The organism is Pseudomaricurvus sp. ABR4_320, from assembly GCF_056159445.1.
This window is the reverse complement of sequence record NZ_JBSWVF010000001.1, coordinates 1-14,133: the sequence shown is the minus strand read 5'-3', so window position 1 is coordinate 14,133 and position 14,133 is coordinate 1. Positions and strand designations below refer to the sequence as shown.

Annotated in this window: 12 protein-coding genes; 1 reads left to right on the top strand and 11 read right to left on the bottom strand. The window is 52.8% G+C overall.

From position 1 onward, the window contains the following. Positions 1-3: 3 nt before the first annotated feature. From fba to ACXAFR_RS00020, 9 genes are read right to left on the bottom strand one after another with little or no spacing between them, the layout of a single operon-like run. Positions 4-1,059, bottom strand: coding sequence for a class II fructose-bisphosphate aldolase (gene fba, locus ACXAFR_RS00060; protein ID WP_475170232.1), 1,056 nt, complete (start codon positions 1,057-1,059; stop codon positions 4-6). Positions 1,060-1,092: 33 nt separating this feature from the next. After that, complete coding sequence (gene tkt, locus ACXAFR_RS00055; protein WP_475170229.1) at positions 1,093-3,120, bottom strand: transketolase; 2,028 nt, start codon at positions 3,118-3,120, stop codon at positions 1,093-1,095. A 29-nt stretch (positions 3,121-3,149) separates the two neighbouring features. Next, the gene (locus tag ACXAFR_RS00050; protein ID WP_475170227.1) at positions 3,150-4,034 is read right to left on the bottom strand and encodes a phosphoribulokinase; all 885 of its coding nucleotides are present in this window, start codon (positions 4,032-4,034) and stop codon (positions 3,150-3,152) included. An 11-nt stretch (positions 4,035-4,045) separates the two neighbouring features. After that, positions 4,046-5,110, bottom strand: a complete 1,065-nt coding sequence (locus tag ACXAFR_RS00045; RefSeq protein ID WP_475170225.1) for a class 1 fructose-bisphosphatase — start codon at positions 5,108-5,110, stop codon at positions 4,046-4,048. Between the two features lie 52 nt (positions 5,111-5,162). Further along, positions 5,163-5,834, bottom strand: coding sequence for a ribulose-phosphate 3-epimerase (gene rpe / locus ACXAFR_RS00040; RefSeq protein WP_475170222.1), 672 nt, complete (start codon positions 5,832-5,834; stop codon positions 5,163-5,165). Continuing rightward, positions 5,831-6,604, bottom strand: a complete 774-nt coding sequence (locus tag ACXAFR_RS00035; RefSeq protein ID WP_475170219.1) for an HAD-IA family hydrolase — start codon at positions 6,602-6,604, stop codon at positions 5,831-5,833. Before ACXAFR_RS00035 ends, rpe begins: the two co-directional genes overlap by 4 nt. Then, positions 6,601-7,569 carry a CbbX protein gene (gene cbbX, locus ACXAFR_RS00030; RefSeq protein ID WP_475170215.1) on the bottom strand — a complete coding sequence of 323 codons (969 nt, stop codon included), beginning with the start codon at positions 7,567-7,569 and terminating at the stop codon, positions 6,601-6,603. The genes ACXAFR_RS00035 and cbbX overlap by 4 nt, the downstream gene beginning before the upstream one ends. Before the next feature lie 31 nt (positions 7,570-7,600). Continuing rightward, complete coding sequence (locus ACXAFR_RS00025; RefSeq protein ID WP_475170212.1) at positions 7,601-8,020, bottom strand: ribulose bisphosphate carboxylase small subunit; 420 nt, start codon at positions 8,018-8,020, stop codon at positions 7,601-7,603. A gap of 26 nt (positions 8,021-8,046) precedes the next feature. Then, complete coding sequence (locus tag ACXAFR_RS00020; RefSeq protein ID WP_475170208.1) at positions 8,047-9,546, bottom strand: form I ribulose bisphosphate carboxylase large subunit; 1,500 nt, start codon at positions 9,544-9,546, stop codon at positions 8,047-8,049. Positions 9,547-9,610: 64 nt separating this feature from the next. On the opposite strand from ACXAFR_RS00020, the gene ACXAFR_RS00015 reads away from it, so the two are divergent. Further along, positions 9,611-10,531, top strand: coding sequence for a LysR family transcriptional regulator (locus ACXAFR_RS00015; protein WP_475170205.1), 921 nt, complete (start codon positions 9,611-9,613; stop codon positions 10,529-10,531). Between the two features lie 157 nt (positions 10,532-10,688). Here ACXAFR_RS00015 and ACXAFR_RS00010 read toward each other — a convergent pair whose 3' ends face one another. Together ACXAFR_RS00010 and ACXAFR_RS00005 are read right to left on the bottom strand one after the other, a co-directional pair. Continuing rightward, positions 10,689-13,103 (bottom strand): AAA family ATPase, encoded by a 2,415-nt coding sequence (locus tag ACXAFR_RS00010; protein ID WP_475170203.1) that lies wholly within the window; start codon positions 13,101-13,103, stop codon positions 10,689-10,691. 70 nt (positions 13,104-13,173) lie between these two features. Further along, positions 13,174-13,950, bottom strand: coding sequence for a toll/interleukin-1 receptor domain-containing protein (locus ACXAFR_RS00005; protein WP_475170201.1), 777 nt, complete (start codon positions 13,948-13,950; stop codon positions 13,174-13,176). Between the last annotated feature and the right edge of the window lie 183 nt (positions 13,951-14,133).

Genomic DNA, 14,133 nt, shown 5'->3' with positions numbered 1-14,133 from the left:
GCCTTAGGCGGCAGTGGCCTGTCGCACATATCCTGCGGCGATTGCTTCCAGCGAAACAGGTTTGATCTTCGAGCCTTGCCCGGCGCAGCCGAACGCTTCGAAACGTGCCTTGCAGATACCGGCTGCGGCGTTTTTGGCCGCCGCCAGGGCTTTGCGTGGATCAAAGTCCGACTTTTTCTCGTGTAGGTATTTGCGCATAGCGCCGCTCATCGCCAGTCGGATGTCGGTGTCGATGTTGACCTTGCGCACGCCGTACTTGATGCCACGGCAGATTTCTTCAACCGGTACACCGTAGGTCTCTTCGATCTCACCACCAAATTCGCGGATCACCGCCAGCCATTCCTGGGGTACGCTCGATGAGCCGTGCATGACCAGATGGGTATCCGGGATGCGCTCGTGGATCGCGCGAATGCGATCGATGGCGAGAATGTCGCCGGTAGGCTCGCGGGTAAATTTATACGCGCCGTGGCTGGTGCCGATGGCGATGGCCAATGCGTCTACGCCGGTTGCTTTGACAAAGGCTTCGGCCTCATCCGGATCCGTCAGCAGCATATTGTGGCTCAATTTACCCGCCGCGCCGACGCCGTCTTCTTCACCAGCTTCACCGGTTTCCAAGGAACCGAGGCAGCCGAGTTCGCCTTCCACGGAAACACCAACGGCGTGAGCGAAGTCGCAGACTTGGCAAGTGACGCAGACGTTGTAGTCGTAGTCAGCCGGGGTTTTTGCGTCTTCGCGCAGTGATCCATCCATCATGACGCTGGTAAAACCGGAGCGGATCGACTGCTGACAGACCGCCGGGCTGGCGCCGTGATCCTGGTGCAGCACAATGGGGATGTCCGGGTGTGATTCAACCGCAGCCAACACCATGTGGCGCAGGTAGGCTTCGCCAGCATACTTACGAGCGCCAGCCGAGGCTTGCAAGATGACCGGTGCATCACAGGTCACGGCTGCCTCCATAATCGCGTGGATTTGCTCAAGGTTGTTTACGTTAAACGCCGGCACGCCGTAACCGTGTTCAGCAGCATGATCAAGCATTTGGCGAAGAGATATCAGTGCCATAGGTAGTCCTCCGATTGTATGTTAATTGACAGCTCAGGTGTTGGCTTCGATCATCTCGCGAACTTGCGCACTGACGTTATCGACGGCGAAGCCGAATAGTTTGAAGAGTTCACCGGCAGGCGCAGACTCGCCGAAGCGGTCCAGTCCGATGACGCGACCACGATCTCCCGCATAGCGCCACCAGCCTGCTGTCGCACCGGCTTCCACCACCAGTGTCGGTGCTGCCCGGTTGAGCACGCTGTCGCGATAACTGGCATCCTGACGTTCGAACACGTCGGCACAGGGCATGGAGATTACTCGTACGTTGATGCCGTCGGCTGCGAGCGCATCCGCCGTCTGCATGGCCAGCTGTACCTCTGAGCCAGTGGCGATGATGTTGGCGCGAGCGTTATCCGCATCGCGCAGCACATAGGCACCCCGTTCGATATCGGCGAGGGTGGCAGATGAATGGGGGAAGGCCGGCAGACCCTGACGACTCAAAATCAAGGCGCCGGGGCCGTCTGTTCGCTTGATGCAGGATTGCCACGCGACGGTGGTTTCGACCTGATCACAGGGGCGCCAGACATCTACACCGGGGATCAATCGCAGACTGGCGGTATGCTCTACGGGCTGATGGGTGGGGCCATCCTCCCCAAGGCCAATGGAGTCGTGGGTCAGCACATGGACTACTCGGCATTGCATGAGCGCGGCCATTCGAATCGCGTTGCGTGAATAATCGGAGAAGGTCAGGAAGGTGCCGCCAAAGGGCAGGTAGCCGCCGTGCAGGGCCATGCCGTTCATGATCGCCGCCATGCCGAATTCCCGTACACCATAGTTGATGTGTCGGCCACCCGGTTTACCTTTGCGCACCGCACCGCAATCCGGCCAGTTGGTCAGATTCGAGCCGGTCAGGTCGGCTGAGCCCCCGAGCATCTCCGGTAGTTGCGGCGCCAACGCACTCAAAGCAATTTGCGACGCTTTGCGCGTGGCGACAGTGTCAGGCTTATCACTCATTTCAGCCAGCACTTGCTCGAACAGCTCGCTGGCGTTTACTGGCAGTTCGTTATGCAGGCGGCGACGCAGTTCATCCGCTTCGGCAGGAAAGGCTGTTTTATAAGCGTCAAAACGCTCCTGCCATTGGCTCTGGCGCAAGGCGCCGCGCTCACGGGCATTCCATAGGATGGATGCTTCTGAGGGCACCTCGAAGGGTTGAGCGGTCCAATCGAGAGCCGCACGAGTGGCTGTGAGCTCTTCGTCGCCCAGTGGTTCGCCATGGGCGCGGGCCGTGCCGGCGCGATTGGGAGAGCCCTGGCCAATATCCGTGCGGCACATGATCAGAGTAGGTTTATCAGCTTTTTTAGCGCTACAGATCGCTTGATCCAGCGCGCTGATGTCATGGCCATCGACGGCATCAATGACATTCCAACCATAAGCTCGAAAACGCTCGGCAGTGTTGTCGTTGAACCAGGGCGAGACTTCACCGTCGATGGAGATGCCGTTGTCATCGTAAAGCGCCACCAGCTTATTGAGACCAAGAGCACCGGCAAGACTACAGACTTCGTGACTGATCCCTTCCATCAGACAGCCATCGCCGAGGAAAACCCAAGTGCGGTGGTCGATCACCTCATGACCGGGACGATTGAATTCATCGGCCAGCAACTTTTCGGCGAGCGCCATGCCGACCGCGTTAGCCAACCCCTGGCCCAACGGACCGGTGGTGGTCTCAACGCCGGGTGTGACACCGACTTCGGGATGCCCTGGTGTCTTGCTGTGCAACTGACGGAAGTTTTTCAATTCTTCCATCGGAAGATCGTAGCCGGTCAGGTGCAACAGCGAATAAATCAGCATAGACGCGTGACCGTTGGATAGGACAAAGCGATCCCGGTCAGCCCATTGCGGATCGTTAGGGTTGTGTTTGAGGTGACGCTGCCACAGGGTGACTGCCATCTCGGCCATGCCCATGGGCGCGCCCGGATGTCCGGATTTTGCTTTTTGTACCGCATCGGCCGCCAACATGCGCAAGGTGTTGGCGCTGATTGCCGACGGTTCGAAATCGTCAGGGGTATTGATCTCGTTACTCATGAAATTCTCCGGGGATTCAGCGTATGTTATTAGAGGCGACCCAGCGCACGCTTGCGCTTTTCCATCATGCGCCAGATAAACGGCGTGAAGATGAGCTGCATCGCGAGTTCCATTTTGCCGCCCGGGGCGACAATCGTATTCGGGCGTGACATAAAGGAACCGTGCAGCATGTTCAGCAAATAGGGGAAGTCGATGCCCTTGGGATTGGCAAAGCGAATCACCAGAAAGCTCTCGTCTGCGGTGGGGATATGTCTTGCAATAAAGGGGTTTGAAGTGTCGACCGTTGGCACACGCTGGAAGTTAACGTGGGTGCGCTGGAACTGCGGACAAATGTAATGCACATAGTCGTGCATGCGCCGCAGGATGACGTCGGTGACCGCTTCAGTAGAATAACCGCGGGTGCTTTGGTCGCGATGGATTTTCTGAATCCATTCCAAGTTGATGACCGGAACTACGCCGACTAAAAGATCTGGGTAGCGGGAGACATCGACCGTGTCGGTTTTTAACGCCCCATGCAGACCTTCGTAAAACAGCAGATCGGTGTTTTCGGGGAAGGGTTCCCACGCGGTAAAGGTGCCCGGTTCCTGATCATAGGGCGCGGCCTCTTGGTCGTTGTGCAAATATTTACGAGACTGTGCCTGGCCCGTTTCCGCATAGCTGCGGAATGTCTGCTCCAGTTCTTCAAACAGATTCGACTCATCGCCAAAGTGGCTGAAATTGCTGTTACCGGCGGCGGTCTGTTGCACCATCTGATCGCGCATTTCCATGCGGTTGTACTTGTGAAAACTGTCGCCTTCGATAATGGCGGCTGCCACACTCTCGCGGCGGAAGATTTTTTCAAAAGTGCGTGTGACGGAGGAGGTACCAGCGCCTGAAGAGCCGGTGATGGCGATAATCGGATGTTTCTCTGACATGGCGTATTTCCTCAGGCCAGTTCGCGGAACAGACCGCGAACGTTAAACAAAGGTGTGTCGTGGTCATCGGGGCCGGATTCGCTGTGGTAACGCTCAATGCGCTCGACTTCATCACGGGAGCCGAACACAAAGCCGATGCGCTGGTGCAGTTTCTTGGCGGTTTGTTGAAGAATGGGCTCCGCGCCTGTGCTGGCGCGGCCACCGGCTTGTTCGATGATGAAACCAATTGGATTGCACTCGTAAAGCAGGCGCAAGCGACCGGCCTTGCTCGGGTCTTTGGTATCCCGCGGGTACATAAATACGCCGCCGCGATTGAGAATACGGTGGGCCTCGGCCACCAGAGAGGCGACCCAACGCATATTGAAGTCACGCTCACGCGGGCCATTGCGACCGGCCAAACATTCCTCGACGTAGCGTTTAACGGGAGGTTCCCAGAAGCGACTGTTAGACGCGTTGATAGCAAATTCGGAGGTTTGCTCCGGCACGGTCATGTCCGGATGACTGAGCAGGAACTCACCCATCTCGGGATTTAAGGTAAATCCTTGTACCCCACAACCCACGCTTAACACCAGCATGGTGGTGGGACCGTAGATGGCATAGCCGGCAGCAACCTGTTCATAGCCTTTCTGGAAAAATGCGTCGTCGGTGATCGCTTCGGTGTCAGGGGGCGCACGCAATACCGAGAAAATACTGCCCACCGAGACGTTTACATCGATGTTCGAGGAGCCATCGAGGGGATCAAGTGCCAATAAGTAGTTAGAATCCTGCGTGTCAAAGCAGATCAGTTCCTCGTTTTCTTCCGAGACGATGGCTCTAAGATTGGCTTGCCATTGCAGGCAGTGCAGAAAGGTTTCGTTGGCGAGCACGTCGAGCTGTTGCTGGGTTTCGCCATGGGTATTGGTGGTGCCAGCCGAACCTTGTTCACCGTACAGATTGCCGTAAGCGATCTTGCGCGATAACACCTTGCACGCCAGGCCCACTGCCAGGATCAAGCTGTTGAAGGAACCTGTTGCCGAGGGGTGTCGCCGGCGTTCCTCAATAAGGAACTGGGTCAGGGTTAAATGACTTCGGATCATGTTGTTTTCCTTCTCTTATCATTATTTTTAAAGGTTTGCCTATTCAGACGTGTCAGGCAGCAGCGGCGATCGGGTTCCTCAATGCGCTGATGGCCTCGCGGTAGCTGGTACCACCGAAGACGGCGCTGCCGGCGACCAGCGTGTCTGCACCGGCGTCGATTATGGACGCGGCATTGCCGGGTTTGACACCGCCATCGACCTCAAGCCGAATAGCCAGTCCGCTGGCGACGATACGCTCGCGAATCCTACGCAACTTGGGCAGGGCGGTTTCAATAAAAGACTGTCCCCCATAACCCGGGTTAACCGACATCACCAGAATCATATCAAGCCGTGGCAGTATATGGTCCAGCCAGTCGATCGGCGTGGCTGGATTTAACGCGATACCGGCTTTGCAACCCAGGTCGCGAATCAGTGCCAGGCTGCGGTCGACGTGCTGGGACCCCTCAGGATGAAAACTGATCACGTCGGCGCCGGCCCTGGCGAAGCCTTCGATCAATGCATCGACCGGCTGTACCATCAGATGCACATCGATCGGTGCGACAGTGTGCGGTCGAATGGCCTGGCACACCATAGGGCCGAACGTCAGGTTGGGTACATAGTGATTGTCCATGACATCAAAGTGAATCCAGTCTGCACCGGCGTCGACCACGCTGCGCACTTCTTCACCGAGACGAGAGAAATCCGCTGACAGTAGGCTGGGGGCGATGATGATGTCGTTTTTCATAGTGCCGTTCCTGTGGCTTGTGTTGTTGGGCGGCGCTGGTGCCAAGCCTGTAAACCCTTTAGATCAAGGTGGCGCCGATCAAATTCCCGGTGGGCATGGCGCCAGGGGGCGTCGGGCTCACCAAGGTCTTCCAAAAGGGCGTCGGCAGTACTGAAGTCGTCGTCGTTCCAGAAATGACTGGGGGTGGCTACCACTGCAATGCCGGCGGAATTGGCTGAGGCCACGCCGATGCGTGAATCCTCAAAGGCAACCGCCTCGACGCTATCAATATTGAGCTCGTCTAGGACCGCCAGGTAGACGTCGGCGGCGGGTTTTTTATTGGGCACGCTGTTGCCGGCCTTGATGCTGTGAAAGAGTCTCCTCCAGTCGTCGCCAAAGTGTGGGGCGAGTAGGGCGTCGATATTGGCCGGCGTGGTGGTGGTCGCAATGGCCAGCAGAAGATTGGCTTCCCGCGCCTCATTAATCATCCGCTTAATGCCCCGTCGCAATGGCAGACCACTGTCGAGCAGGTCGGCATATACACGGGTTTTCACCCGGTGCAGCTCGGCAATATCCTGCTGGCTGATGCTGACGTTTTGCGTATTGCACCAGTGTGCAAGGCGCTCTTTACCACCGCCAACCCGCAGTAGGTCGCGATAGATCCGTGGGGTCCAGCGCCAGTTTTTTCCAGCGTATGAAAACGCAGTATTGAAGGCCTGACGATGGGCTTCCTCGGTTTCTGCCAGGGTACCGTCGACATCAAAGATCAGGGCTTGCAGGGTTGGATTCATCCGTTTTGATTCCCTGTTGTCGGCGGTCCGTCCGGTGCATCAAACACCCGGCTGGCGAGAATGTCTTCCGCGGCTATGGCCTGCAGTGTTGCTTTATCGGCATCGGCGATATGACCAAACAGGCGGCTGGCATGACGCAGGCGCGCGCGGTCGATGGCGTTACGAATGCTGCGGGCATTGGCGAACCAGGGCTGGTCTGCGCGTTTTTCGATATAGCGTTGAAAGGCATCCCGGGCCGAGGCATCCATGGTGTAGCCAAGCTCATCGAGCATCAGATCGCCAATCTGTAGCAACTCGGCAATGGAGTAATCGGGAAAGTCTATGTGGTGGGCGATGCGCGACGAAAAGCCGGGGTTGCACTCATAAAACGTCGCCATGCGGTCTTTGTAGCCGGCAAGGATTACCACCAGGTCATCACGCTGGTTTTCCATCACCTGCAACAAAATTTCGATGGCTTCCTGACCATAGTCCCGCTCATTTTCCGGTCGATATAGATAGTAGGCTTCGTCAATAAAAAGCACTCCGCCCATGGCTTTTTTCAGGACTTCTTTGGTCTTGGGTGCGGTATGGCCAATGTACTGTCCAACCAGATCGTCACGGGTAACAGCGACCAGGTGGCCTTTGCGGACATAACCCAGGCGATGAAGAATCGATGCCATACGCATGGCCACCGTGGTTTTGCCGGTGCCGGGGTTGCCGGTAAATGACATATGCAGACCCGGAATGCGCCCGTCGAGGCCATGCTTGCGACGCGCGGCGTCCACCAGCAGCAGCGCCGCCACATCGCGGATGCGCTGCTTGACCGGTGCCAGGCCGATCAGCTCCCGGTCCAGTTCGGCCAGCAGCGAAAGCACATCCTGCTCACCGAGCCCTGCATCGATTGACACAGGTTTGCTTGTGTCGTTGCCGTCCGATGCGGGCGTGGGCGGCGTGTAACCCATGTTCCGGTATGCAGGATTGCTCATCTCAAAACCTCGCAGTGGTTAGCGAAAGGTGTCACGCGTAACGATTGTTTTCCGAGGCAACCGTAGCGTAGGGCTCGACACTGTAACGCTGGGTACGGCCCGGACCGTCGACTCGCTTGAGGCGGAAACCGGGTTCGTTCTTGGGACGATTGACCAAAAAACTCAGGCGGATACATTCCCAACCGATGCTCGAATCAAACGCATTGATGCGGATGTAATGGTTGGGAAAGGTGCCTCTGCATTCGGCCAACTCGCCCATAGCACCGGCAGGATCCTGTAGATCGAACATCGGGTGTCCGAACATTTCCCAGTAGGTGTTGCGTGGGTGGATGTCGTCGGTATATTCAAACGCGACTGCCCAGCCTTGATCCAGACAGTACTGAATCTGTTTGCTGATCTGCGCGTCGGTCAGGTCGGGCAGGAAAGAGAAGGTGCCTTGGGTAACTCTCATCGTTTTATCCTCGTGCTGTTGCCGGTTCAGGCCAAATTGGGGGTGACGGCGAAGTCAGACGTATCGGTGCTGGCGTAGTTGAAAGAGACGTCCTTCCAGGTGTCGAGTGCGGCGGCGAGGGGAGAGCAGTGGCGTGCAGCGGCTTGTAATATGTCCGGGCCTTCCTCGCGAATGTTGCGGCCTTCGTTGCGCGCCAGCACCATGGCTTCCAGTGCGACACGGTTGGCAGTCGCACCGGCCTGAATACCCATCGGGTGACCGATGGTGCCGCCGCCAAACTGCAGCACCACGTCGTCACCGAACAGATCCAACAGCTGATGCATCTGACCGGCGTGGATACCACCGGAAGCCACCGGCAATACCTTGTTCATACCGCCCCAATCCTGATCAAAGAAAATACCGCGGGGCAGATCGACTTTGTTATAGGTTTCCCGGCAGACGTTGTAATAACCCTGCACGGTCATGGGATCGCCCTCGAGTTTGCCCACCGCCGTACCACAGTGCAGGTGATCAACACCGGCCATACGCAGCCATTTGGCGATCACCCGGAAGGAGATGCCGTGGTTCTTCTGCCGAGTGTAAGTGCCGTGTCCAGCGCGGTGCATATGCAGGATCATGTCGTTCTCACGACACCAATTAGAGAGCGACTGAATGCCGGTCCAGCCGACGATCAGATCGACCATGATGATGCACGAGCCCAGTTCTTTGGCAAATTCGGCACGCTTATACATTTCTTCCATGGTGCCGGCGGTCACGTTCAGATAGTGACCTTTGACTTCACCGGTCGCAGCAGTTGCGCGCGCTACCGCTTCGGTGCAGTAGAGGAAGCGATCACGCCAGTGCATAAACGCCTGGGAATTGATGTTCTCGTCATCTTTCACAAAATCTAGACCGCCTTTCAGCCCTTCATAAACCACTCGGCCGTAGTTCTTACCCGACAAACCTAATTTGGGTTTTGTGGTCGCACCCAACAGCGGACGACCAAACTTATCCAGGCGCTCACGCTCAACCACGATACCGGTGGCCGGGCCGCGGAAGGTTTTGATGAAGGAGATGGGGAAACGCATGTCTTCCAAGCGGGCGGCTTTCAACGGCTTAAAGCTGAACACGTTACCAATGATGGAGGCGGTGACGTTGGCGATGGAACCCTCCTCAAAAAGGTCCAGCTCGTAGGCCACATACGCGAAATACTGCTCGGGATTGCCGGGCACCGGGTCGACCTTATAGGCTTTGGCGCGGTACTGTTCGCAGGCGGTGAGACGGTCGGTCCAAACCACCGTCCAAGTCGCGGTAGAAGATTCCCCGGCAACGGCGGCGGCGGCCTCTTGCGGGTCAACGCCTGGTTGCGGGGTAATGCGGAACAAAGCGAGGACATCTGTCGCTTTCGGTTCATAGTCCGGCTGCCAGTAGCCCATCTGCGCGTACTTGAGTACGCCGGCGGAATAGCGCTTTTTAGCGTCTGTTATTTGCGTGTTATGTTCGCCCATCTGCGTCTGCCTCTTGGTCCGATGACTGTCGATGGGCATACTGTCTCAGGGCGGATACTTCAGGTCTATTCAGAATAAATAGATTGATACATAATAAATTCTTATGAATATAAAAAAACGACTAACAATCAGACAGTTAGAAGTGCTGACCAGCGTTGCACACGAGGGTGGCATCACGCCAGCGGCCCTAAAACTGCACTTGACGCAACCTGCGGTATCCATGCAACTGCGCCAATTGGAAGAATTATTGGGCTTCCCCTTGTTCGAGCATGTCGGCCGACAGCTGCAGATTACTGAGGCTGGCGAGCGCATGTGTCGTATGGCCGATGAGATCCTCTCGCGGCTGGAGGATTTTGAACAGAACGCGCTGGCGATAGGGGGAGCACGTAAAGGTAAGGTGCGTATCGGGGTGGTCAGTACCTGTAAGTATTTCGTGCCGTCACTGCTGGCGATGTTCCTTAAAGTACATCCCGGTATCGACATCAAGCTGACGGTGCACAACCGCGCCGAAATTATCGAACAGTTACGCAGCTACCGGATTGATCTTGGCGTGATGGGGCGTCCGCCCAAAGACGAGAGTTTTAACGGGCAGGTATTTGCGCCTAACCCCCTGGCGATGCTGGCGCCAGTCAACCACCCACTGGCATTACGCAACCAAATCTCACCGGATGAACTCACCGGTGAACCCTTGCTGACACGGGAGCAGGGCTCAGGCACTAAGGTCTCGATGGAACGTTTTTTTGAGGAGAACGGCGTGCATATGAACACGGTGTTGGAGGCCGATTCTAACGAGACCATCAAACAGTCGATTATGGCGGGTATGGGAATAGGGATGTTGTCAATGCACACTGTGAGGGCAGAGTTGGCAGCAGCGCGCATGGCATTGCTCAAAGTGCAGGGCTTGCCCTTGCGCAGGGAATGGTATGTGGTAACGATGGCAGACCGGCTTTTGTCGCCGGCTGCGCGTAAGTTCCGTACTTACCTTTTGGAAGAGGCTGAGGGGCTAATTCGGTCTATGGTGTGATTTTTTAATTAGATTAAGCTGAACGGTTTTGACTTTAAATTCGTTCGAATTCTGTCAGGTTGTTTTCGGTTTTATATTTTGGTATAGGACACCTCGTCAGTTTGGCTTTGGTGTTCGTTAAAGCAGGAGAAGATCACTATCCTGCAATATGCGCTTGTTAGGAATTTTCTACCCCAATACTTTGAAGTAGCGCCGAATACTGGTCTGGATCTTTTTCTTTAATTTTCCGCAATATAAAACTTGCCGTTGTCTTCATCTCAGGCACATCAATAGGCAAAACACTTCTCTCAAATATACCCTCTAAATGGGAAAACTCATTGTTTATGCGATCCGTTAGTGACGATGCCAATGCATCATCTCCGAAAAAACGCTCCAACCTATCATCTTTTTCTACGGCATTGGGGTATTTGTAGTACAAGAATGCTTCAAGAAATTTGCGGGCATTGTTTCCAAAGTTGTAGTAGCAATCATGATTTTCATCACACTCGATTTGGGCATGAGCGCATTTATAAATTTGATGAAATAGAAAGTTGAATTCTGTGACGTAGTCTTTCAGGTAGCGAGGCATCAATGTAATATTACTGACTTGATCCGTTCGGGTAATGATAAAGTATTGAGATTTATTTTTATTCAAAGCGCCGGGTAGCCGCTTCAGATACTTCAAAAAATCCAAATTGTGAGTCGAAATAAATAGCTGCTTAAAATGATCACGTTCCTTTATCTCCCCGCCATCTTCATATTTCTCTGGCGTTACAATCTCTGCCTTAATAAGGCTGTAGACAAAAAAGATATGGTTTGCATCCAAGCTAGAAATAGGATCATCGATCCAAATGATTGGCTGGTTACCTTTAGTCTCTATGTCTTCAAGCTTGGCCATGAAGTAACAGAAAGCTATCAGGCTACATTCGCCTTCACTGAGATGGAATGCTTTTTTGTCATTTCGAGTCACCTCAAATCGGTATCCAGATGACACGTCCCCTAGGTTTTCTTCGATGGCTTTGAGTGAGAGAGACTGGTGGCCGAAAAAGTTGTTCAGATAATCGTTTACCCTATCAGCTCCCTTACTTTCATCTTTTAACTGAGCCTTCAGTTCAGCGATCTCTCTTCGCTTTACATCAACCTTTTCTTTTGCGGTGTTTTTAGCTTCCTTCGCTTCGCACATAGCCACGTTCAATGCCTCAATGGCCGTACACTCGTCTCCATACTTAATGTCGTTTATGAATGTATAAACCTCATGGAGGCGAAGAGCCGCACGAGCTTCAGATTGGCCGTCGCTCAGTGAGGCTGTAAGCTGGTTAGATTCGTTTCTGAGCTCCTCGTACGAATCTCTGACCGCATTCAAAGCATCTTCAATAGACGCAGATGTTTTAAACTCAAGTGGCGTAAAAATGTCATCTCTTCGCTTTTCGATCTGTTCTTTTATCGAGTCCAGACTCTGACTGTAAGACTCTGATAAGGTCGACAACTGTTCTGCCAATGAATCTAAGTCGGCTGTAAAGTTAGAGTAGAAATCCGAGTTTTTGATTTTCAGTAGATTAGGAGCTCGGGATCGTTCACGTTCAATAGATCCTACCAGGGCTTCCAATGCTTGACGAAGCTCTTCAGACTCCTGATTAAAATGCTTGTCCAGTTTTTCCCACAAATCTTCAGGAAGGTCACTGCCACAAAATGCGCATTTATCTCTTTTCTCTTGATGGTGGCTCCGACCAGCCCTCACCCAAGAGGCCAAAGTCGCATCGTTTAGCAATTCCTGAATTGGATTAGATGCTTGAATTTTTTTTTCAATGAGTTCATTAGCCTTTGAAGCGATAGCAGAATATTGAAGATTGAAAGTTGATGATTCAGGGATTTCCGGTTTGGGTTCTTCTCTAAGGAGGTCGTTAAACTTGCCCACCTGCTCATCAGTAAGCGGAGAATAAGTGTCTTTTGTAACAGTCGATATGTCTATCTTTATTTTAGGTACATTGTAGTTGGCATCACCAAACGTTTTATTGTGCTTGATTCCAGTGTCTGCCTTATTGGCTTTATCACGTAACTTCCCCTCCAATTCTGACGACTTGTTGTCATGGTCTTTTTGGGCTACATTGAATTTTTCTTCAGTCCCGAGGTGCTCTCCCAGTAGTCCAGACTTCTCCTCTTCGCTCCCAAGTTCGGCTTCGTGCTTCTCGATTTCTTCCTCAAGCTTTGTATTGTCTTCCCCCAAGATGGCGAATGAATTGATCGTCTGCTCGTCATCAACAATGAACCGAAGATTATCCCGGACAAAGTCCTCATTGAAAACCCGAACGATTTGACCATGATTACTTAATGACCTTTGCGTGGTAGTTCTGCCGCCATCGAAAGACAATTGAAATTCAGGTGAACTATATTTGTCTGATATCGTGCCGGTTTCGAGAGCTCTGAAGATCCGCGAGAGTGTTGTTTTGCCTGAGTAGTTGCGGCCATATAGGATGTTAAGGTTTTTAAATTCTGCGATGTTGTTACCTGTATCTCGCATAGATGATGACCACTGAAAATCATCATAGACCGCCATCCCTTTAATTGAGTCTATTTTTTTGATGTGTCCGCTCATGTATGTCCTTTTTAACGTCTGTGCAATAGGCTCGAGCTTACGAAAATGCTAACTAACGCGCTTGTATGGTTCATCTGAATGTTCTGACCAAGTGTGCCTTACTGGCCGCTATACGTGCTTCAGCGTAGAACGCTCCACCAAGTGCAATGAGTGCTGCGATAGGAAAAGACCAAAAACCTAGTCCCCACATCATAGGAATGTTAAAGCCAAACCATGACTCAGAATACGAAGGAATGTGGAGCATCGTGACCAGCAATAGAAGCCCAATAGCTGCTACTGATGTTTGCCTGATGTGAAGCCTTTCCTGAGCGGTAAGACCATACTTAATTGTTCCCTGGCAACCAAGGCATACATGCACACCATTCTGAAATGGTGTCGCGCAATGCCCACAGGCATGCATTTCTACTTTCGGATCTAGCGACACCCCTTGAGATTTTAAAACTGTAGTTTGTATAGCGTTGGCGACGCGATTCGCATCTCCATTCCACAACAGAAATAACTTGTCATTTAGAAGCGGAAATTCATCGACTATTCCATCAACTTCTGACTGTGTTCCTACCAAAATAGGAATAATGATTACTTTTCCGGATTTGGATTCTAAATTAAGTACCGCCCATAATTCTCTTTTTGGCCAATGCTTAGCCATAAAAGAACGACTTAAAATAACTACGACAAATTCTGAAACTTTAAGGCCGTCATTGACTCTTTCAGTAATACTTTCTCCAGGAGATATTTCTGCTTCATCAATCCAATAAGTAAGGCCCCTCTGAGCTAAACAACTAGATAGCGGTCTAGCAACAGCAACTTTATCTTCACTTGCGTGACATATAAAAATGTCTTTTTTCATATGTAGTGATATCCCTTTTGAACTTAATAGTTGTATAAGAGGCATACATGTTTTCGATGAAACGAGTAATTTCTATGCTCTAATGCTCTGCGAACTATGGTAAATTATTCGAAATAATTTCTCATTGCAACGTAAAGCGAGCGCGCCTTTTATATGTTATGGAAATGCCTATTAATTAGTATT

Excerpts from the sequence above, each read along its gene's own strand:
- ACXAFR_RS00005 (WP_475170201.1), bottom strand. The coding sequence starts at position 13,950 with ATGAAAAAAGACATTTTTATATGTCACGCAAGTGAAGATAAAGTTGCT.
- fba (WP_475170232.1), bottom strand. The coding sequence starts at position 1,059 with ATGGCACTGATATCTCTTCGCCAAATGCTTGATCATGCTGCTGAACAC.
- ACXAFR_RS00035 (WP_475170219.1), bottom strand. The coding sequence starts at position 6,604 with ATGAATCCAACCCTGCAAGCCCTGATCTTTGATGTCGACGGTACCCTG.
- ACXAFR_RS00015 (WP_475170205.1), top strand. The coding sequence starts at position 9,611 with ATGAATATAAAAAAACGACTAACAATCAGACAGTTAGAAGTGCTGACC.
- ACXAFR_RS00050 (WP_475170227.1), bottom strand. The coding sequence starts at position 4,034 with ATGTCAGAGAAACATCCGATTATCGCCATCACCGGCTCTTCAGGCGCT.
- rpe (WP_475170222.1), bottom strand. The coding sequence starts at position 5,834 with ATGAAAAACGACATCATCATCGCCCCCAGCCTACTGTCAGCGGATTTC.
- ACXAFR_RS00025 (WP_475170212.1), bottom strand. The coding sequence starts at position 8,020 with ATGAGAGTTACCCAAGGCACCTTCTCTTTCCTGCCCGACCTGACCGAC.
- cbbX (WP_475170215.1), bottom strand. The coding sequence starts at position 7,569 with ATGAGCAATCCTGCATACCGGAACATGGGTTACACGCCGCCCACGCCC.
- ACXAFR_RS00020 (WP_475170208.1), bottom strand. The coding sequence starts at position 9,546 with ATGCCCATCGACAGTCATCGGACCAAGAGGCAGACGCAGATGGGCGAA.
- tkt (WP_475170229.1), bottom strand. The coding sequence starts at position 3,120 with ATGAGTAACGAGATCAATACCCCTGACGATTTCGAACCGTCGGCAATC.
- ACXAFR_RS00045 (WP_475170225.1), bottom strand. The coding sequence starts at position 5,110 with ATGATCCGAAGTCATTTAACCCTGACCCAGTTCCTTATTGAGGAACGC.
- ACXAFR_RS00010 (WP_475170203.1), bottom strand. The coding sequence starts at position 13,103 with ATGAGCGGACACATCAAAAAAATAGACTCAATTAAAGGGATGGCGGTC.